Origin of the sequence: Actinoplanes sp. NPDC051346, from assembly GCF_040682215.1 — a bacterium.
In the GTDB taxonomy this organism is placed as follows: domain Bacteria; phylum Actinomycetota; class Actinomycetes; order Mycobacteriales; family Micromonosporaceae; genus Actinoplanes.
In genome coordinates this window covers 316,809-335,940 of the sequence record NZ_JBFBAJ010000005.1, presented here as the reverse complement: position 1 = coordinate 335,940, position 19,132 = coordinate 316,809, and the positions used below count along the sequence as shown (strand labels likewise).

Annotated in this window: 19 protein-coding genes and 1 tRNA gene; 4 read left to right on the top strand and 16 right to left on the bottom strand. The window is 70.0% G+C overall.

Going from position 1 to position 19,132, the window contains the following annotated elements:
- Window positions 1-135 precede the first annotated feature (135 nt).
- Complete coding sequence (locus tag AB0M36_RS15610; protein WP_364157373.1) at window positions 136-1,461, top strand: phytase; 1,326 nt, start codon at window positions 136-138, stop codon at window positions 1,459-1,461.
- A gap of 30 nt (window positions 1,462-1,491) precedes the next feature.
- On the opposite strand, the gene AB0M36_RS15605 is transcribed toward AB0M36_RS15610, so the two are convergent.
- Both AB0M36_RS15605 and AB0M36_RS15600 read right to left on the bottom strand, forming a co-directional pair.
- On the bottom strand, window positions 1,492-2,814 hold the full coding sequence (locus AB0M36_RS15605; RefSeq protein ID WP_364157371.1) for a HAMP domain-containing sensor histidine kinase: 1,323 nt from the start codon (window positions 2,812-2,814) through the stop codon (window positions 1,492-1,494).
- Window positions 2,811-3,500: a response regulator transcription factor gene (locus AB0M36_RS15600; protein WP_364157368.1), complete on the bottom strand. Its 690-nt coding sequence runs from the start codon at window positions 3,498-3,500 to the stop codon at window positions 2,811-2,813. The genes AB0M36_RS15605 and AB0M36_RS15600 overlap by 4 nt, the downstream gene beginning before the upstream one ends.
- A gap of 101 nt (window positions 3,501-3,601) precedes the next feature.
- On the opposite strand from AB0M36_RS15600, the gene AB0M36_RS15595 reads away from it, so the two are divergent.
- Entirely contained in the window at window positions 3,602-4,084 is a 483-nt protein-coding gene (locus AB0M36_RS15595) for a septum formation initiator (protein ID WP_364157366.1), read from the top strand.
- Window positions 4,085-4,105: 21 nt separating this feature from the next.
- Here the strand turns inward: AB0M36_RS15595 and AB0M36_RS15590 are convergent, their stop codons facing one another.
- From AB0M36_RS15590 to AB0M36_RS15555, 8 genes are all read right to left on the bottom strand, one after another.
- On the bottom strand, window positions 4,106-4,759 hold the full coding sequence (locus AB0M36_RS15590) for a hypothetical protein (RefSeq protein WP_364157364.1): 654 nt from the start codon (window positions 4,757-4,759) through the stop codon (window positions 4,106-4,108).
- Between the two features lie 36 nt (window positions 4,760-4,795).
- Entirely contained in the window at window positions 4,796-5,329 is a 534-nt protein-coding gene (locus AB0M36_RS15585) for an aminoglycoside adenylyltransferase (protein ID WP_364157361.1), read from the bottom strand.
- Between the two features lie 3 nt (window positions 5,330-5,332).
- Window positions 5,333-6,481 carry a DSD1 family PLP-dependent enzyme gene (locus AB0M36_RS15580; protein WP_364157358.1) on the bottom strand — a complete coding sequence of 383 codons (1,149 nt, stop codon included), beginning with the start codon at window positions 6,479-6,481 and terminating at the stop codon, window positions 5,333-5,335.
- A complete protein-coding gene (locus AB0M36_RS15575) occupies window positions 6,478-7,413 on the bottom strand; it encodes an ornithine cyclodeaminase family protein (protein WP_364157355.1) in 936 nt (311 codons plus the stop codon). The genes AB0M36_RS15580 and AB0M36_RS15575 overlap by 4 nt, the downstream gene beginning before the upstream one ends.
- Before the next feature lies 1 nt (window position 7,414).
- A complete protein-coding gene (locus tag AB0M36_RS15570; protein ID WP_364157352.1) occupies window positions 7,415-8,053 on the bottom strand; it encodes a PAS domain-containing protein in 639 nt (212 codons plus the stop codon).
- A 78-nt stretch (window positions 8,054-8,131) separates the two neighbouring features.
- Window positions 8,132-8,392: a hypothetical protein gene (locus AB0M36_RS15565; protein WP_364157350.1), complete on the bottom strand. Its 261-nt coding sequence runs from the start codon at window positions 8,390-8,392 to the stop codon at window positions 8,132-8,134.
- Window positions 8,389-9,594 (bottom strand): WXG100 family type VII secretion target, encoded by a 1,206-nt coding sequence (locus tag AB0M36_RS15560; protein ID WP_364157347.1) that lies wholly within the window; start codon window positions 9,592-9,594, stop codon window positions 8,389-8,391. Before AB0M36_RS15560 ends, AB0M36_RS15565 begins: the two co-directional genes overlap by 4 nt.
- 33 nt (window positions 9,595-9,627) lie before the next feature.
- Entirely contained in the window at window positions 9,628-10,011 is a 384-nt protein-coding gene (locus tag AB0M36_RS15555; protein ID WP_364157344.1) for a YbaB/EbfC family nucleoid-associated protein, read from the bottom strand.
- 158 nt (window positions 10,012-10,169) lie between these two features.
- Here AB0M36_RS15555 and AB0M36_RS15550 point away from each other — a divergent pair, with 158 nt between their 5' ends.
- Window positions 10,170-10,628, top strand: a complete 459-nt coding sequence (locus AB0M36_RS15550; protein ID WP_364157341.1) for a hypothetical protein — start codon at window positions 10,170-10,172, stop codon at window positions 10,626-10,628.
- Window positions 10,629-10,641: 13 nt separating this feature from the next.
- A complete protein-coding gene (locus AB0M36_RS15545; RefSeq protein WP_364157339.1) occupies window positions 10,642-11,505 on the top strand; it encodes a peptidoglycan-binding protein in 864 nt (287 codons plus the stop codon).
- Here AB0M36_RS15545 and AB0M36_RS15540 read toward each other — a convergent pair.
- The 6 genes from AB0M36_RS15540 to AB0M36_RS15515 all read right to left on the bottom strand — a co-directional run bounded on the left by AB0M36_RS15540 (window position 11,474) and on the right by AB0M36_RS15515 (window position 19,022).
- Window positions 11,474-12,532 carry a helix-turn-helix transcriptional regulator gene (locus tag AB0M36_RS15540; RefSeq protein WP_364157336.1) on the bottom strand — a complete coding sequence of 353 codons (1,059 nt, stop codon included), beginning with the start codon at window positions 12,530-12,532 and terminating at the stop codon, window positions 11,474-11,476. The two genes, AB0M36_RS15545 and AB0M36_RS15540, sit on opposite strands and share 32 nt — an antisense overlap.
- Before the next feature lie 228 nt (window positions 12,533-12,760).
- The gene (locus AB0M36_RS15535) at window positions 12,761-13,342 is read right to left on the bottom strand and encodes a DUF664 domain-containing protein (RefSeq protein WP_364157333.1); all 582 of its coding nucleotides are present in this window, start codon (window positions 13,340-13,342) and stop codon (window positions 12,761-12,763) included.
- Window positions 13,343-13,639: 297 nt separating this feature from the next.
- Entirely contained in the window at window positions 13,640-14,269 is a 630-nt protein-coding gene (locus AB0M36_RS15530; protein ID WP_364157331.1) for a hypothetical protein, read from the bottom strand.
- A 301-nt stretch (window positions 14,270-14,570) separates the two neighbouring features.
- Window positions 14,571-14,646: transfer RNA gene (locus AB0M36_RS15525), tRNA-His, on the bottom strand.
- A gap of 132 nt (window positions 14,647-14,778) precedes the next feature.
- Window positions 14,779-15,369, bottom strand: coding sequence for an oligoribonuclease (gene orn / locus AB0M36_RS15520; protein WP_364157329.1), 591 nt, complete (start codon window positions 15,367-15,369; stop codon window positions 14,779-14,781).
- 371 nt (window positions 15,370-15,740) lie between these two features.
- On the bottom strand, window positions 15,741-19,022 hold the full coding sequence (locus tag AB0M36_RS15515; protein ID WP_364157326.1) for a hypothetical protein: 3,282 nt from the start codon (window positions 19,020-19,022) through the stop codon (window positions 15,741-15,743).
- Window positions 19,023-19,132: the final 110 nt, after the last annotated feature.

Here is a 19,132-nt window from a genome sequence, read left to right as displayed (position 1 = left end):
TCTACCCAGTCCGGGAAGGGCCCTGCTGGGCCGAGGCGTCGCCTCACCCAGCAGAGCGGGTGAGAGGGGAAACAGATGAGACAGCAACGACGCCGTCGCGGTACCAAATTTGCCCTGGCGGCCGGGGCAGCTGCCGTGAGCGTCGCGATCGCCGTGGTGATCCAGCCGGCGGCCGATGCACAGACCGGAAAGGCGCCCGCCGCCGCTTCTTCTTCCCCCACGCTGGTCGAGATCCCGGCGGTATTGGAAACGCAACCGGAGTTCGACGATGATGCCGGCGGCAACGCCGACGTCGACGATCCGGCTATCTGGGTCAACCCCGACGACCCGGCCAGGAGCCTCGTGATCGGCACCCTCAAGGACGCCGGACTGTCGGTGTTCGATCTCGACGGCAAGCAGATCCAGCGGATCGCGGCGCCGGCGGCACCCGGCCCGGATGACGCCGCGGGACGGTTCAACAACGTCGACGTGCTGACCGATTTCGAGCTTCGCGGAAAGGAGGTGGACATCGCCGTGGTCACCGACCGGGGCCGCGACCAGCTTCGGATCTTCACCATCGACGCGAGGAAGGCGGCCGCGGGCAAGGCACCGCTGACCGACGTCACCGATCCGGCTGTGCCGTTTCTCTTCAACGCCAGTCAGGAGGAGGTCAACGCGCAGGCCACCGCGTACGGGCTGTCCGTCTACCACGACGACGACCGGGCGCTGGCGCTGGTCAGCCAGGAGCTGAGGTCGACGCTCGGCAGCGTGGAGTTGAGGGCCAAGGGCAGAACGGTGACCTACAAGGTGCTGCGTAAGGCGAGCCTGCCGACCGAGTTCGACCTGCCGGACGGCACCACGTTCACCCCGTGTCAGGAGCCCGGCGAGCAGCCGTTCTCGGAGGGCATCTTCGTTGACGAGGAGGACGGTGTCGCGTACGTCGCCCAGGAGACCGTCGGGCTGTGGCGGATGGACGCTGATCTGAAGGACTTCGAGCCGGAGCTCTTCGACAAGGTCAAGGAGTTCGGCGTGCCGGCCGTCTTCGACGTGGAGGCCGACGAGTGCGTGGTCACGGGCGACGACCCGGGCTTCGGTGGCAAGAACTTGTCGACCGACATCGAGGGAACGACGGTATTCGACGCCGGTGACGGCGACGGCTACCTTCTCGTGTCCAGCCAGGGCAACAACACCATCGCGGCGTACGAGCGCGAAGGCCGGAACAGGTTCATCGGTTCGTTTCGAATCGTGAACGGGCAGGGCGAGGTCGACTCCGTCGAGGAGACCGACGGGATGACGGTGTCGAACTTCTCGCTCGGCCAGTTCCAGGACGGCCTGATGGTGCTGCAGGACGGCTCGAACACCCCCGACGTCGAAGGCGGCGAGGACGGGGAACCACGGGAGAACAGCAACTTCAAGTTCGTGTCGTGGGGCACGCTGGCGGCCGGCTTCGACCCGCCACTCGACGTCAACCCCGAGGACTGAGCACCTCTCCGGTAGCCGCCCGCGCGGCCATCACCGTCGAGGACGGCGATGGCGGCGCGGCGCGGCGTTGCGCGTCCGTGGCGGCCGCGGTGGCGCCAACATCATCAGCACCACCGCGCCGCCGTCCGCACCGTCGCGCAGTTCCAAACGCCCGCCGCCGGTCTCCGCGGCGCGGCGCGCGATATCGAGCCCGAGGCCCGTCGAACCCGCCTGGCTGACACCGCGACGCGCCAACCCGTCCGGCACGCCGGGGCCGGCGTCGGCCACCGCCAGCCCCACCAGCGGGCCTTCCGGCGCGAGCCGCACCGCGAACGAGGTGCCGTCCGGAGTGTGCGCGAAGACGTTGCCCAGCAGCGCGTCGAGGGCAGCCGCCAAATCGTCGGCGGGCACGGCGACCGGCAACGGACCAGGGGCCAGATCCACCTTCACGGTACGCCCGGTGTCGTCGGCCAACACCGACCAGAAGGCCACCCGTTCGGCGACGATCGCCGCCGCGTCGGAACCGGCATCCGCACCCGTCGCGGTGCGCCTTCGGGCCTGGCGGATCAGGCCGGTGACGGCCCGTTCGAGAGCATCCACCGCGTCGGTGACCTGGACGGCCTCTTGCGGATCGCGCAGCAACTCGGCCTCCAGCCGCAGCGCCGTCAACGGCGTGCGCAGCCGGTGTGACAGGTCGGCGACCCGCTCTCGTTCCTCGCGCAGCAACTCCTGGATTCGCTCGGCAAGGTCGTTGAGCGCGGCGGCGACGTCTCGGATCTCCGGTGGACCGACCGGCTCGGCGCGGGCGGTCAGCTCGGCGTTCGCGAGCCGGCGTGACACCGCGGACAGGTCGATGATCGGACGCACCAGGTTGCGGGCCAGTTGGTCGGCGACGAGCATCCCGAGCACCACGAGGACGAGTCCGAGGACGGCCAGCACCAACCAGGACCGAGCGACTCCCTCGGTGATCGCCGTGGCGGGGACGACGGTCCGGATGACCGCGGTGCCGTCGGCGCGACCCTGCACCGCGATGACGATCTCGCGGCCGCCGTCGAGGTCGGCGGTGAGGCTCTGCCCCCGCGCCGCCAGTTCCACCGCCGGGGTTCGCGCGGTCGGCGTGCCGACCACGGTGCCGTTGGGCAGGAACACCGACACCGGGCGGCCGGATTCCACGGCCAGGCGTTCGGCCGCCAGCTTGATCGAGTCGTCGGCCGCCGCCCCCACCACCGAGACGAGGCTCTGGGCGTCGGCGGCGCCGAGGTCGGTGGCCCGGTCCTCGGCGACAGCACGCACCAGCAGCGCCAACGGCACCAGGAAGGCGATCAGGATGACGGAGGTGGTCGCCGCGACCAACACGGCGAGGCGCCATCTCACCAGCTTCCGGCGGGCACACTGAGCCGTACCCCGACACCACGGACGGTGTGCAGGTAACGCGGCTCCATTGCGCTCTCGCCCAGTTTTCGGCGCAGCCAGGACAGGTGCACATCCACGGTTTTGTCCGAGCCGCCGTGCGGAATGCGCCACACCGCGGTAAGCAGCTCACGCTTGGTGACCACCTGACCCGCCCGGGTGGCGAGGTGGTGCAGCATGTCGAACTCGCGGGGAGCGAGCTCGACCAGGGTGTCGTTGAGTCGCACCTCGCGCGTGCCGGGGTCGATGCGCAGCTGCCCCACGACGATCGTCTGGTCCACCGCGGCCAGGGTGCCGCGGCGCAGGACCGCTCGGACCCGCGCGTCCAACTGACCCGCTGAGTACGGTTTCACGAGATAGTCGTCCGCCCCCGCGTCGAGCACCCCGACGATCTCGGTCTCGTCATCCACCGCGGTCGCCACGATCACCGCGACCGCCGACACCGCCCGCAACATCCGCAGCACCTCGCGGCCGTCGAGGTCCGGCAGGCCGAGGTCGAGAACAACAAGATCGGGGCGGTCGTTCAGGGCAATCTGGACACCCTCCATCGCGGTGGACGACGAGGCCACCGCATGACCCCGCTCGCGAAGCGCACGGATCAGCGGCGTACGAATCGCCACGTCATCCTCGATCAGCAACAGGCGGGCCATCGCCGCAGGCTAGCCGGTCAGAGCGTCCGGCTGGCGATCCTTAACGGTTCCTTAGCCTGCGCTTGGGGAACCGCTGAGGTTTGCTCGGGCACAGTTGGGTGATGCGCCGCCGCACCTTACTCGTCCTCGCCGCCTGGCTGTCCGCCATCCTGGCGGCGATCATCGTCGGCGTCGTGGCAGTCGAACTGGTCGGCGCCAGGATCGTCAGCACACCGGGCGACGTGCGTAGCCAGGCCGAGCTCAAACGGGCGCTCGCCGCCTCGCGGTCGAAAGAATCCCGCGCGCCGTCTTCGCCTGCGACCAACCCCGAGAGCCGGCCGGCACGGACCACCGCGCCAGCCACCCCCAACCCAACGGTACGGCGGGAGTTCACCATCACCGGCGGCGTCGCAGAGGTCGAATGCCTCGGCGGCCTGGCCCGGCTGGTGTCCTGGTCACCATCGCGGGGATACCGCGTCGATGAGGTGGACCGGGGTCCCGACGACGAGGTGAGCGTCAAGTTCGACGGCCCGGACGACGACGATTCCGACCTCGAGGTCGCCTGCTTCGACGGCCTCCCGGTGGTCGCAGACGAGGACGACTGACAGGACTGTGTGGGCCCGGGATCAGTCGACCCAATACCAGCCGTCACCCAGCGACATCCAGTTTGTGCACACATCGTAATGATGGACCCTAGCGGGCAGGCTCACTTCGAGGTTCACATAGCCAACGGCACAGCCGCGAACGTCGCCAGCGCCGTTTCGGTGAGCATCACCCCTGGCCGCCGACCACGGGAGAAAAAGCACTGTCTCTTCTGGCAGGTCCACCGAACCCACCAGCTCATTGCCAGACAGATGCGCCAGTTCATCGGAGAGCTGTGAGCCACCATTCGAATCGCCGTTGTAGAGGCCTCGACGTGCTTCAAAGACCAGCGTCGCGAAATCCTGCCGGTGCTCGCGATAGAAGTCACGCGCGTACAACCAGCTCCAGTCGACCACGCCGATCACTCCCGCGCTCAGCAGGCCCAGCGTGGCGGCCGCCGCCGCCAAGGACCGCCTGGATCGACGCCAGGAGATCACCACGCAGCACACCGTGACGACGGTCGCCGTCACCCAGCCCACCCCGTGCAGCACCAGCACCGCAGTGCCGAACCCCGCAACCCGGTAGCCGAACCACCGCTCGGCGGCGAAGATCACCCATACCAGAACAACGACGACGATCCACCAGACAGCGGACCGCCGATACCCGCCTGGCGACGAGCCGCCGACCGCACCGATCATCACCTCACCGTACGCGGGTGGCGAGAGAGCTCAGGGTCAGTTCTTCCGCTCGCCCGCTTTCGTGCTCGCCGATGTCAGAGCCGCCTCGATCAGCGCGATGTCCTCGGCGTCCTTCGGTCGTCGCGGCAAGCCCGGCACCCATACCGGCATCATCTTCTTGATCTCGATCTGGGCGTACGGACTGATGATGGGGCACCGCAGATCACCGAGTCCACCGGTGGGCCAGTCGAGCATGCCGTCGGGCCACGGCTCACCGGCCCAGGGCCCGCTCGGCACGACGACGCGTCCTGACCCGTCCCTGGCGATCAGCGCGAAGCTCAGGTCGAGCTCACCCCGTACGAAATCGAGTTGCTGGTCGTGGGGAGGCTGAGGAAGGAGGTCGTAGCCGCGCTCTGTCAGCACCTGGACCAGCCTGTCTGCGTCCGACGCCCAGGCGAACCAGTCCACGTCCCGATGCGGCCGTGTCACCCGGCCCAGGAAGAAATCCATGGCCCACCCGCCGCGGAGCCACACTTCGACGCCCGACCCGGCCACCTCGGCGATGGCACTGAGCTGATCAGCGGCGTTCACGAATCACCAACCGTTGTGCCGGGGCCAGACCGCCTCGATCGCGGGGGCGTCCGGCGTCGGTTTGCCGTCGATGACGTGGTACTCGCGGTGCTGGGCCGCGGTGGCGCAGGCGTGGTTGGGCAGGATCCGGACGCGGCTGCCGATGGGCAGGTCGGGAAGGACCTGACGGCTCCCGGGGCGGATAGCCAGGGTGCCGTGCTCCTGACTGGCGCCGGTCATGACGAGGTCGGCGTAGACACGACCGTGGAGATCGGTGACTACTCCGTACCCCTGATCGATCTTCTGTACGGCGGTGCCGCGGTCCCTCGAGGTGGCCATCCAGCCGCCGTCGGTGAGGATCCATCCCTTGTCCGTACGGTGGCCGATGACGGTGACCACCACAGAGAGGGCCAGGTCGTCGACGGTGCAGACGCCGATGCCCGCCATGACGAGGTCGAAGAACACGTAGTTGCCGGCGCGCACCTCGGTGACGCCGGTGAGGTCTGCCGCGGCGTGTGCGGTCGGGGTGGCTCCGACGCTGACCACGGGCGCGGGCAAGCCCGCCTGGCGGAGGCGTTCCGCGGCGCGCACGACGACGTCACGTTCGTGCTGTGCCGCCTTCCGCTGGGTTTCGGGGGTGTCGGCGTAGTACGACTCACCGGCGTGGTCGAGCACTCCGCGCAGCTCGGCGCCGCCGTCGTGCAGCAAGCGTCCAATGTCGAGCAGGGCCGCGTCGTCGGGCTGGATACCGCCGCGGTGACCGTCGCAGTCGATCTCGATGAGCGCCGGGATGGCGTCGCCGGCGGCGGCGGAGGCCTTCGCGACCGCCTCGGCCTGGGCGGCGCTGTCGAGCAGGACGGCCAGGTCCACCCCGCGGCGGCGCAGGTCGAGAACGCGCGGCAGCTTTCGCGGCTCGATACCGACCGCGTACAGGATGTCTGTGTAGCCGCCGTCGGCGAAGTACTCGGCTTCGGCGAGCGTCGACACCGTGACGGGTCCGGGTCCGGCCCGGTGCACGGCGGCGGCCACGTCGAGGGACTTCGACGTCTTGACGTGCAATCGCAGCGGAACGCCGGCGGCGTCGAGGCGCGCGCGGAGGCGGTCGATGTTGCGGTCCATCCGCGTACGGTCGAGCACGGCGAACGGGGTGTCGGGGTCGTCGAGGGTCGTCATCGAGGCTCTCCTGCCGGATCGTTGTCGTCGCGGTCGAGCAGGGCGGTCGCGAGCGCGAGATCCTGCAGGGCGAAACCGGAGCTGTCGAACACCGTGATCTGCTCGCCCGAGCCGCGACCGGGCGCACTCGCGCGCAGCACGTCACCGAGAGTCGTGATCGTCGCCGTCGCCGGGGCGTGCTGGAATTCGCCGATCACCCTCGCCTGCTCGACCAGGTCACAGAACAGGTCGGCACGGTCGTACAGTGCGGGCGGCAGTTCCTGTTTGCCGGCCCCGTCGGCGCCCATCGCCGAGATGTGGGTGCCGGGCCGGATCCAGTCGGCGTCGAACAACGGAGTCTTCGCGGTCGTGGCGGTGGTGATGACGTCGGCGGCCCGGCACGCGGCCTCGACCGACTCCGCCCGCGCGTCCAACCCCGTCCGCGCGCGGATCGTCGCGGCGAGCGCGGCCGCGGCCTCGGGACGGCGGCCCACCACGAGTACGGTGTCGACGGGCCGGACCTTCGCGACGGCCCGTACGTCGTGCAGGGCCTGATGGCCGGTGCCGATCACGGTCAGCACCCGGCTGTCCGGCCGCGCGAGGGTCTGGACGGCCAAGGCGTCCGCCGCCGCGGTGCGGTAGGCGTTCGCGAGAGAGGCCTCCACCACCGCGGCGACCCGGCCGGTGCGCTGGTCCAGCAGGATCACGGTCGAGTTGTGCCGCGGGATGCCGTGCGCGTCGTTGCCCGGCCAATAGCTGCCGATCTTGACGCCCGCGGCGGTCGCGGCGGCGCCCGACTTCAGGGTGAACCGGTTGACCCGGTCACTGCCGTGACCGATGACGACGGGGAACACCGCTCCCCGCCCGGTGGCGAGAAAGGCTTCGCGTGCCGCGGCGAGAGCGAGCTCGTCGTCGATGAGGTGGGCGGTGCGGGCCTCGTCGAGTACGCGCATGTCAGGCGGTCTCCTTGATCTGGGCAAGGTCGTTGTAGAGCGCGGCACGGGAAATGCCGAGCCGGGCCGCGACCCGGGCCGGCGCACCCCGCAGCGAGAAGACGCCGGCGTCGTGCAGGGCACGCACGACCTCGAGCCTGCCGGGCTTGCCCATCGCGCCCACGGACATCCCCCGCGCCCGCTCGGCGTCCTCGACGAGCGAGGCGACGACCTGATCCAGGTCCCCGGAAAAGTTCGTCGTCGTCGCCGGCGTGAACGCCGCACCCGCCAGGTCGGCCAGCACCGCACTCGCATGGCGCAGCGCGGTGACATCGATGTTGATACACAGGGCGCCGATGAGCGTCCCGTCCTCGTCGCGCAGCGGCAGCGTCGAGCATTTGAGGGTGCGCCCGTCCGCCGTACGGGTGAGGTAATTGATCTCGTTGGCGGCCGCATCGCCGGCGGCAAGCATTCGGAGCCCGATCTGACTCATGGCGTCGCCGGTGCTGCGACCAGTGACCTGCCCGCCGACCGCGACGACCGAATGCTCCTCGTCGCGGTAGTCGTGCAGCACCACCTCGCACGAACGACCGAAGGTCTGCGCAAGACCCTCCACGACCGGCCGCAACGCGGCAAAGATCGCATCCGCCGAATCAGTCACCCCAGGCCCACCCACCGCCGTCTAGACGATCAGTCTAACGAATAGACAGACCGTCTTGCGACGCTACTCCTGACCTCGTCACACTGACGCGGGAGGCCGGGTAAGCACGGCTCCTTCCTGGAGGGCGTCGGCCAATTCAGCATCGACGGCAATGGTGGTCCGGCCTGGCGGACCGTGCAGTTCGATGGACCGCACTACGGCAGCAGCCACGTCGAGGTCATGGCACACCACCGTCATCTCGTCGCCGATATGCAGGGCCTCCCCCTCCAGCCGTCCGGTAACGAAAATCCAGGGGCGACTGGGGATCCGATGCACTGCCTCGACGACGAGCCGGGTCATCCGCGATTTCTCCTCCACGTGTCGACGAAACCTTCCTCCGCCGCGTACGCCTCATCCTCCAACGGTCCTGTGACGCTGACAACGCGGCCATCCTGATACTGGCGGACGTGCACGCTTTCGTGTCCCAGCGTCCGAATCAGGGTCTCTTCGTCCTGGAAGGCGGCTGGGCCCAGCTGGACACCGAACGAGTCCGTTCTCGCGACAGCTCCTTGGTAGTCAAGGTATGAGATGTCATCCGCGCTCTCCACGATCTCCACGGGAGCACCGCGGAAGTCCACCTCGGCCAAGTCGGCGTAGTGCTGGACGGTCTCCTCCGTTCGCGGCAGACCGACATCTTGATCGAGAACCTCGCGGTTGGAAAGCGCACCCGAGCGCGAATGCAGCACGGTGTTCGGGTTGACGGGTACGCCCGGCGTGGTTGTCGTCGGGTCTGAGCGGCTGAGCCGGCGCAGCGCCTCCTTCAAGGCCTCCATCACGCCGGTCAGTTCGTCGAGCTTGCCGTTCAGGCGGCGGAGGCTGTTGAGAAGCGCTCGGATGAAGTGCTGGATTTTGTTGACCCACTTCGCGACCAGGGCAGCGACCTGTCCGATCACCACCGGGGTGGCGATGCCGAGGGTCAGGCCCGCTTCGGCCAGCCATTGCGGCAGACGCGCGGCGAGTGTGGCGACGAACTGTGCGATGAGGTCGCGGACGATGCCGCGTACCAGGCCGACCAGCAGGCCGGCGCCTTCCACGGCGTACGAGATCGCTTCCGACGCCGTGGCGATGCCCCCGATGGCGTCGAGTTGCCGGGCCGCGTGGCTGCGATAGGCGTCTCCCGACGCACCGGACCAGCCGGCGGTCTGCGCTCGGACGGCATCCGCGTATTGCTGGTGGCTGCCGGACACCGAGGCGGAGACGTTGCGCCACGTGGCGGCGTGGGCGGCGATCTCGTCGGGGTTGCCGGCGAGCCAGTCCAGTGCCTCCTTCAGCGGCTTGACGTGTTCCATCAGCCAGCCGACGCCCCAGGCGACCAGTGAACCGAGCGGGTCGATCGCCAGGCCGAGAACATCGAGGCTGGCGCCGACTCCACCGAGCGTGCCGTCCACCCAGCTGTTGTCGTGGATGCCGCTGCTGATCTGCGCGGCGTCCTCGACCAGACCGAGCCCGGTGTACCAGGTGGTCGAGCTGTGCGCCTGCGCGACCAGCGGATTGTCAGTCACAGCGGCAGGTCGAGGCCGAGGCCGGCGGCGTCCTCACCGATCTTCGTCCTCGCTCGGCGCCGGGAATCTGGAGTCGAAGGAGTGAATCACCGCCCGGCCCGTCTCGCTGTCTTCGCCGACCGTCGCCCGCACCTCGTCGGCCACCCGACTCGAGAGCTCCGCCTGAGCGCGCCGCATCGCCGACATGATCTCCTGGGCGAGTCTCGGACCGGTCAACTCGTGCACGCGGTCGTCGAGGTCGAGCCGTTCGAGTTGGCCGGACGAGCCGACCGTCACGCGAATCGCACCGTCGTGGCCCTCCGCCGAGCCGGTCAGCGCCGCTACCCGCCGGGACAGCTCCACACTGCGCTCCGCCCGCGAGTTCACCTCCGAGACCCAGGAGTCCAGCCATTCCTCGGCGGCATCGATGTCGTTCACGGGGCCCCGCTTTCGTCGACGACTGCCCGCAGAATATCGACTGTCAGCCGGAATGGCCGACAGGGGAGGATTTTGGGGCCGCTTCGCCACCTGTCCCGCGGATCGGCGCTCTGGTGTGGTGGTCGGAGTCCTCTCCACACAGAACGGATGTCTCCACGATGCGAAAGACCTTCCGCACCCGGGCCGCCGCCATGCTCGGCGCCGTCGCTCTGGTCAGCAGCGGCCTCGTCGGGCTCTCGGGCGCTCCGGCCCAGGCCATTCCCCGCACCAACGAGTGCGGCAGCGCGTACGCGTTCCTGAAGTCCTGGACCATCGAATGGCGCGGCCGGGCCGGTGGCTACATCGACGTCTACTACAACCGGACCAACGGCTACAACTGCGTCATGTCGCGGGTGAACGACAGCGTGATCACCAGTTGGTCCAACGACATCGCCGTCGGTGCCCGCAAGAGCGGCGGCACCTGGCAGAGCGACGGCCAGAAGCCGGGCCAGCATTTCACCAAGTACGCCGGACCGCTGTACGTCTACGCGCCGAACGCCTGCATCGACATCTGGGGCAGCTTCGACGCGTCCGGCGGCGGTGGCTACAGCGGCTACGACCGCGTCCACTGCAGCTGAGGGGCTTCGAAGCATGAATGAGTACGCACCCGGCACCGGCCGCTCGAGGCGGTGGCTGCTGTCGCGCGGCGCCGCCGTCGGCATCGCGGCGACGGTGGCCAGCGTGGTGGTGGCGGACGAGGCCTCGGCACTTCCGGCGGTCGACATGGAGCTGGTCCTCCTCGCGGCTCAGGTCGATCCGCCCAAGGACGGGACCGGCACCACCGATGGCGCGGCAGCCCACGTCCGAGAGGTGGAGCGGGCCCTGAACGCCAAGGGACTGCTCGCGGCGAGTGCGGTCGACGGGCACTACGGAACGTCCACCGTCTCCGCGTACGCCGCTTGGCAGCGTTCGCTGGGCTATTCGGGCATCGACGCGAACGGTCTCCCGGGCGCCACCTCCCTGGCCAAGCTCGGAGACGGCCGGTTCACGGTCACCCGGGCCGTCTCCGCCGGCGCTTCCACCACGTACGGTGGCAAGAAGGTCAATGCCCGTACCCGGGACATGCTGGCCGCGGCCGACTCCCGGCTGGCGTGGAACCTGGTGTTGGACCAGGGTTCCTACAGCACGTCGGACCCGACCTCCGCCGGCACCCACGACGGCGGCGGCGCGGTCGACATCGCGCTGACGAACCTGACGACGACCCAGCGCTGGGAGACGGTACGGGCGCTCCGCACGGTCGGCTTCGCCGCGTGGTGGCGCACCCCGTCCCAGGGGTCCTGGCCCCATCACATCCACGCCGTCGCCGTCTGCGACCCCGACCTGTCGAAGCCCGCCGCGAGCCAGATCCACGACTACTACGTCGGTCGGAACGGTCTGGCGAACCATGGGGCGGACGACACGCCGTCGGCGTACCGTGCGGCGTTCACGTGGTGGGAAAAGTACCGTCGAGCCTGAGCGCTGAGTCGGACGCGACACAACCCGGGACCGGCGGCGGCGGAAGGTAGAGGCCCAGGTCGGCCGCGCGCATGACGGCGGCCGCGGAACTCCGGGCGCCGAGTTTCGTACGGGCCTGCTCCAGCGCCGCGTTGACCGCCGACTGAGGAATGCGCAGAGCTGCCGCGATCTGTTCCACCGTGCCGCCGGTGATGAGGCGGCCGAGGATGGTCATCTCCCGGTGGGACAGGTGCCGCAGGTCGCCGGGCGAGTGCAGCACGATGATCGCGGTGAGGTGGTGCGGGAGCTGTTCGCCGCAGGTGAGCATGGTCACTTTGAGGTAGCCGGGCGGGTCGGGCGGCCGGGTCGGGGTGAGAAACCCGGCGCGGCTGTCGCCGTCCCGGTAGCAGGAGATGGCCTCCGCCAGGACGGGTGATCCGGGTGCGAGCAGCCGGTGCCCGGGCAGGCCCGGCAGGGCCTCGATGTTGCCGCCGCGGGTCAGAACCACGCCCGCCACGGCATCGGTGACGAGGCCGGCCATGGCGGCGATGGTCCGCATCGGATCGACGGCGTGAGCGATCACGGTGCTGGTGCGGGCGAGGAACCCGCACGTCGTGTCACAGATCGGGGTCGCCGATTCGGTGCAGGCCGAGAACACTCCGAAGTAGCGGCCGTCGGTGGTGCGCAGGGGCACGGCGATCCCCTCCCGGAAACCGGCCGGGTGCAGATGTTCGGCCCACAGTGGCAGTTCGGCGGGCCGGATGGGCAAGGAGCTGATCCGCACGGGCGTCGCACGCCGGTGCAGACCGAGGAGCTCGACGTTGTGAACCAGCTCCGGCCCGTCGAAATACTCCAGGAGCCGCTGGTCGTAGCCGCAGCTCGCCAGGGTGGGCTGCAGCCGGCGTTCCGGATCGTGCAGGCTGATGCGACCCGCGTCGAATCGCAGGCGTCGCCGCAGCGTCGTGAGGACGGCCTCCGCACGCACGGCCAGTGGCTCCGGCGCGGCGACGATCCCGGTGATCTCGGAGATGATCGCGCGCGCGGACACGCGCCCACCTCCGGAGTGGGAAGCCCGCACCGGCCGAGGACGACCGTGCGCGCTTACCACGACGGCTCCGATGTGCTCCCCAACCGATCGGGAATGTGCAGAACACGACCCATGAGCCTTCCTCAGCTGGCCTGCCCCCGCTCACCGCCTACTTCACTATAGATACATTTCGGTCAAGCACGGCAGGGGTCATCCACGTACGGCAATGCGCCGCCGACCGATCGGCCGTCAACAGCCCACCGGCGAGCGGCCGGAACACGCACGCCAGCCCGGCGGCGGGTCCTCGCCGACGAGGCCGTCCACCGCCTCACGAAGCAGATCGGCCTGGCCCGTGTGACGGCCGTACTCCTCGATCAGGTCGCAGATCAGCCGACGCAGACTGGCACGGTGCTCGCCGGCCCCGACGTGCACCAGCCGGTCCAGCCCACCGTCGGCGAGCGCAGCACCCAACCTTGCCCGCGATCGCTCGACGGCACCATCCCAGAATCCATAAAGGTCCTCGGCGGTGTCACCGGCGGCCGACGTGAATTCCCAGTCCTCGTCGTCGTCCCAGTCCTCCCGCCGCCACGGCGCGCCGGGAGCCTCGCCGCTCAGCTTGGCGGTGAAGGTGTAGTCCTCAACGAACGCAAGATGCTTGAGCAGACCACCGAGGGTCAGCGACGAGGCGCCCACCCGGGTACGCAGCCCGGCGGCGTCAAGACCGTCGGCCTTCCACCGGAACGTCGTCCGCAGCCGCTCCAGGGCTCCGACGAGATGCTCGGCTTCGGTGCCAGCGAGCGGTGGTTCCCACGGAAAGTCACTGCTGTCCATGGCATCACCGTAGGCCGGACGGTGACCGCCGGTCCCCCACGATGGGCAGAGGCGCTCGACGCTGGCGGGACGACCACCAATCCCTGCACAATCGGCCAGCCGTCGCCAGATCTCGATGCCCGTTGGGGCAAGGTCGACCGCCGATATGGACGATTGACACAACATCGATTAGGGTTGGTCTCACGCCGTTGCGAGTTCTTCCCCCGTGGAATTCGCAACGGCGTTCTTCTTGCCCACTCCGAGCGCCCTGGAGGCCCTCGCCGACGCCGGAACGCGGCGGCTACCCACGGCCGCTGATCAGGGCGTCGTCGACGCGGTCGGGTTCGGCGGGGCGTCGGGGACGGTGGCGGAGACGTTGATGGTCCGGGAACGCTGCTGCCCGCCGCCGACGGTGTACAGGGTGTAGACGTGGGTTTCGGTGCTTCCCGGCCCGCCACCGCAGGAGAAGTTGAGCGTCTCGGTGCCGGTGGTGCCGGTGTAGCTGCGGTAGCTGCCGACCAGGCCGGGATTGTCCACTGAGAGCGCGGCACCGGTCGCGCCGCTGAGCTTCCATTGCACGGTGGCGGGCGTGTGGTTGCCGGCGGCGTCGCACCTCGGCTGCTGCTGGACGCGGAAGTAGACGATCTGCGGGCCGGCCGGCTTCGAGGCGTGCTGGCCGCCGCCGCCGGCTGTCCCGGTCGCGGCCGGTGCCTGGTGGTCGCCGGTCGGGGGTTGGCTCACGGCCGGTGTCGACGAACTGTCGCCCAGGTCGGCTCGCGCGCCGGTGCCGGCCCGGTCGCGGGTGGCTTGCCGCTGTCGACCGTCCGGCCCGTCCAGCACCACGATGGCGACGGCGGCGATGGCGCTGATCAGGGCCAGCACGCCGAGGAAGACGAGCACGAGGGTGACGCGGCGGTCGGTGGTGCGGGTCGGCTGGTGGGGTTCCATGATGATCTCCTCGGGGAGCGGCAACCATTCGTGAGACTAGGCGCCGGCCGCCTTCCGCACCTCGCCGATTCGTGCCATTGCCACGAGGTCGGCGCCCCGCTGACAAGCGCTCGAACACCGACGACTCGCGCCTCGCGTCGTGGCTGCCCGTCCTGCCCGGTCTGACCCCGCACGGCCAGCGACACCGCTATCAGATCTGAATGGACGAGGACGGCTCCCCAATCCGCTCCCAAAATCGGACACCTAGACGGCAAAGCGCCTGACCGCTTTCGCAGTCAGGCGCTTTGACCTGGACTTTCCTTGGGGTGACCGACGGGACTTGAACCCGCGACCCCCGGGACCACAACCCGGTGCTCTACCAGCTGAGCTACGACCACCATGCCACCATCTGAGGAGGATGACCTCCGCAGCGGGTGCCGGACAAGCATAGCCGGACTCCCCACCCCGCCGTCGACCGGGTTACCGTCCGGCGCGGCGAACGGGCTCCGCACCCGGCCGGCGAGCGCGGACTAAAGCTCCGCGGCGATCGTCCGGGCCTGGTCGACGTCCGGACCGGGCAACGGCACGAAGATCGTGCGGCGGTAGTACTCCAGCTCGCGGATGCTCTCCCGGATGTCGGCGAGCGCGCGGTGCGCCAGTCCCTTCTGGGGCTGCCCGAAATACACCCGCGGGTACCAGCGGCGGGACAGCTCCTTGAGCGACGAGACGTCGATCATGCGGTAGTGCAGGAAGCTGTCCAGCGCCGGCATGTCGCGGGCCAGGAAACCCCGGTCGGTCGCGATCGAGTTTCCGCAGAGCGGGGCGGTGCGCGGGTTGGGCACGAACTGCCTCACGTACGACAGGACGACCTCCTCGGCCTCCGCCATCGTGACCGTGGACCGCCGCACCTCCTCGGTGAGGCCGGACTTGGCATGCATCTCCCGCACGACCTCGGGCATCGCGTCCAGCGCGGCGTCGTCGGCGTGGATGACAAGGTCGACGCCCTCGCCCAGGACGTTGAGATCCGGATCGGTGACGAGCGCGGCCACCTCGATCAGGGCATCCTTGCCCAGGTCGAGCCCCGTCATCTCACAGTCGATCCATACCAGAAGATCCGCCACAGGGTCAGCGTACGCGCACGAAGTGGGGACGTGCGGCGATGGTGGGTCGTACCCACCTGTTCGAGAGACAACACGCCCAGGCGCCCAGGTTCACCCTAGATTGCCCGTATTGGCACCAGGACTACCAGTTCGACCGAGGAGGGGCTAAACTGGGCTTAACGGACGAAGCCCCCCTTCGGTTACTCCGTTCCCCCGGTAAAGGGCCCTCCGCGTCGGCAGCGCGGAGGGCCCTTTCGGTGGGGGCCGGGATCGGGCCGCACCGTCGTCGAGCCGGCTTCGTGTTTTCGAGCGGCTTGGCGTTCCGAACGGCTTCACGTCCAGAGCGGCGGCACACGAAAGCCCCGGGCATCAAGCCCGGGGCTTCGCACCGATCAGTCTGTGGCCTGACCGCGGCCGCGACGAGGAGGTCGCGTCACCTTGATGGGAGGTTCCTGGCTGTCCGGATCCGGAGCCGGCAACCCGGAACCGGTGACATTGCGTCGGCGCCGGGCCTTCGCACCACCCAGCAGCTCGGCAACCTCGTCCTTGTAGCTGCCCAGCAGGCCCCTCTTGGCGGGCTGCCGCACGCTCGCCGCTTCGGTGGCTTTCTTCCCGGCGAGTGGCCGCTGCTCCGGCGGCACGTCCGTGGCAGCCTGTTCCTCCGCCTTCACGTCCACGGTGGCCCGCTGCTCCGGCTTCACGTCTACAGCGGTCCGCTGTTCTGACTTCACGTCCACGGCAGTCTGCTGCTCCGGCTTCACGTCCACGGCAGTCTGCTGCTCCGGCTTCACGTCCACGGCCGTCCGCTGCTCCGGCTTCACGTCCACGGCAGTCCGCTGCTCCGGCTTCACGTCCGCGGTCTTGGCCTGCTCGGTGCGCTGGCCGGCGATCCGCGCCTGGGCCTTCGGCGCTGGATCCGTGCCCGCCGCGGGGGTCGCGTCGGCACGGGCCGAGCCGAGCGCCGGTTCGCGCGGACCGTCCGAGCGGGACGGGGCTGCCGGCCATGCCGAAGGCCGCTGTGCGGCGGTCATCGGCGCGGCACCGGACGTGTCGGACTTCCCCGACGGTACGGGCTCGCGCGCAGGCTCGGCGGGCCGCGATGGGCCGGGAACCGAAGGCCGCGCGGGGGCAGGCACGGGACCCGCCGGCACGGGCGCGGCAGGCTTCGTCGGCGAAACCGGCCCAGGAGACACCGACCGGGCCGGAACGGGCGCGGTATCCGCCTTGACCTGCGCGGATGCCTTGACCGGCGCAGGCACGGTCTCTGCCTTGACCGGCACGGATACGAGATCCGCCTTGACCGGCACAGGAGCGCTGTCCGCCTTGGCCAGCGCGGGAGCGCTGTCCGCCTTGGCCGGTGCGGGAGCGCTGTCCGCCTTGGCCGGTGCGGGAGCGCTGTCCGCCTTGGCCGGGGCCGCTCGGGCGGGTGCCTTCGCCGGGGCCGGTTCGGTCTGCGCCTTGCCAGGCCGGCTTTCGGATTCGGCTTTCGCCGGCGTCAGCTTGTCGCCGGCCGGGCCCCCGGAAGCAGGACTCTTCGATGGCGCGGCCATCCCGCCGCTCGGGACCGACCCCTTCGACGGGGTGGTCGCACCGACCCGGCCCGAGTCGGCCCTGGTGAGGCCGGTGGCCGCCCAGGCGTTCGCCGGCGGGCCCCCGAACAAGGCGTTCCGCGGCGGAGTCTTGGCCGGCTGCGCGGGCTTCGGCGCGGCGCCGACGGTGCCGGCCGTCGATGCCTTCGCGTCCGAGGGCTCGGCCTGCTCGGAGTCCTTCGGCTGACGGACATCCGTGGCCTCGGCACGCACCGGCTCGTCCATCCCAGCCGACTCAGAAGCAGGCGCCTCGTCCATCCCGGCCGACACGGAGGCGGACGCCTTGTCCAACCCGGCCGACACGGAGGCGGGCGCCCTTTCAGCCCCGATGGGCTCGGAGGCGGACGCGGCCCCCATCGGCTTATCCGTCTCGCCGGGCACGCCAAGACCGACGACGATGACGTCGTAGCCACTCACCGGCTCAGAGCCAGCCTGGCCAGAGGCACCCGGGCCAGAAGCGAGCGGGCCAGAAGCGAGCGGGCCAGAAGCGGCGGGGGCCGGAGCCGCCGGCCCAACAGGAACCGCCGGGTCAACCGGCGCGACCGGGTCAACCACTGCCGGATCAGCGGCAGCGACCAACGTGGAGTCGGCGATCTCCCCGCCCGGCTGCTGCTTCGCCACGGTCACCGCGGCCGCCTTGCGGGAGGCGTTCAAAGCCGCCACCGCGCGGGCCTCTGTCTCACGAGCACGGGCCGCCGCCGTTTCGGCCACCCAGGCTCCGACCGCCGATGCCTCGAAGATGGGCAGGTCCGTGGGCTGGGGCGCGGTCCGCCGCCGGCTGGCGCGATCCTGCGCCCGCCCGATGAGCGGGTCCGGCGAGGCCGCCGGCGCGGGAGTGGCCCGGGGCGTGATCAGACTGAGCGGCTCCCCCGGCGCCGGCGAAGATCCCGAGGCCGACGACGAGCCCGGGGAGACCGACGCGGGAGCCGGAGAGACCGGAGCAGCCGGCACGGACGCCGGAGAGATCGGAGCGGCCGGCGCGGGAACCGGAGAGACCGGAGCAGCCGGCACGGACGCCGGAGAGACCGGCGAAGATGCCGAAGTCGCCGGAGATGGAACGGTCGGGGCCGCCGACGGAGAAGCGGAGCCGGAAGCCGAGCCCGCGGTCACAGAAACCGGCACGGCCGTGGATGCCGGTGCGGAAGGCACAACGGCCGGTTCCGGCGTTGCCGGCATCGGGATCGCCGGGCCTCGTGCGGACGGCTCGTTTTTCCTCGTGGAGGACGGCGGCCAGGTCAGCGCCGGTGGGCGGCTGCGGGGCTGGCAGTCGGCGAGCGTGCGGGGGCGGTGGGTCGCCGAGTGGCGGCCTCCGCCGACGCGGCTCAGCGGGAGCGGGGCGCCGATGGCCTGCATCAGGTCGGGGACCTGGCTGGGTTCGACGATGTAGACGACCTCGCGGCGGCGCGACGGCCAGCCGAGGATGATCATGCCGATCATGACCAGGATGCTGCCGGCGGTGAGCAGGGTCCAGGTGGCCTGGTTGAGCCAGCCGGGTTGGATGCCGGCGGTGGATTCGAGGCGGACGCCGGGCTGTGCCGCCGGGTTCATGATGACCAGGCTGTAGGCGGTGTCTCGCAGGGCGGTCGGGTTCCAGTCGACGGCGCCGGTGCCCGCGGCGAGCCAGATGCGTTCGCGGCCGGGGAGTTCTTCCGGGGCGCGGGTGCCGGGGACCAGTTTGCCGATCACCGGGAGGGCTCCCGTGCCGAGGTCGATCTCGGACACGGAGATGCGGGGGATGTCGGCCAGGTAGGCGTCGACCCGGGCGCGCGGCGCGATGCCGACGAAGGCCGGGGCGCCGGAGGATTCCGCCGTGATGCGCAGCCGGGTGTCACCGACGCGGGCGAACGGGGCGTCCCTGCGGAGCAGGGCGTCGACGTCGTTGACCACGATGGCGTACCCGGATGTCGCTACCCGCTGCATTGTCGCGCTGAAGGCGCCCCCGGCGTCCCGGTGTTGCATGGCGGCCCAGAAGGCGCCGCCTACCAGTAGTGCCGGTATGCCGACGGTCAGCAACAGCATGCCGAGGATCGTGCGGAACACCCGCATCTCGATCTCCCCCTTCTCGGTGGTACTGCGGCAGACCATACAGACCGAAATAACACCAAAATGGATAAACGGTTACTTAGGCCCCTACCGGTGGAGGGAGGCCGCCGAAAGAACCCGGGGAAGAGCAAAGACAGCGAGGGCCGGCCCTG

Excerpts from the sequence above, each read along its gene's own strand:
- AB0M36_RS15550 (WP_364157341.1), top strand. The coding sequence starts at position 10,170 with ATGCGAAAGACCTTCCGCACCCGGGCCGCCGCCATGCTCGGCGCCGTC.
- AB0M36_RS15600 (WP_364157368.1), bottom strand. The coding sequence starts at position 3,500 with ATGGCCCGCCTGTTGCTGATCGAGGATGACGTGGCGATTCGTACGCCG.
- AB0M36_RS15565 (WP_364157350.1), bottom strand. The coding sequence starts at position 8,392 with ATGACCCGGCTCGTCGTCGAGGCAGTGCATCGGATCCCCAGTCGCCCC.
- AB0M36_RS15535 (WP_364157333.1), bottom strand. The coding sequence starts at position 13,342 with ATGGACAGCAGTGACTTTCCGTGGGAACCACCGCTCGCTGGCACCGAA.
- AB0M36_RS15530 (WP_364157331.1), bottom strand. The coding sequence starts at position 14,269 with ATGGAACCCCACCAGCCGACCCGCACCACCGACCGCCGCGTCACCCTC.
- AB0M36_RS15515 (WP_364157326.1), bottom strand. The coding sequence starts at position 19,022 with ATGGTCTGCCGCAGTACCACCGAGAAGGGGGAGATCGAGATGCGGGTG.
- AB0M36_RS15590 (WP_364157364.1), bottom strand. The coding sequence starts at position 4,759 with ATGATCGGTGCGGTCGGCGGCTCGTCGCCAGGCGGGTATCGGCGGTCC.
- AB0M36_RS15545 (WP_364157339.1), top strand. The coding sequence starts at position 10,642 with ATGAATGAGTACGCACCCGGCACCGGCCGCTCGAGGCGGTGGCTGCTG.
- AB0M36_RS15580 (WP_364157358.1), bottom strand. The coding sequence starts at position 6,481 with ATGACGACCCTCGACGACCCCGACACCCCGTTCGCCGTGCTCGACCGT.
- AB0M36_RS15595 (WP_364157366.1), top strand. The coding sequence starts at position 3,602 with ATGCGCCGCCGCACCTTACTCGTCCTCGCCGCCTGGCTGTCCGCCATC.
- AB0M36_RS15575 (WP_364157355.1), bottom strand. The coding sequence starts at position 7,413 with ATGCGCGTACTCGACGAGGCCCGCACCGCCCACCTCATCGACGACGAG.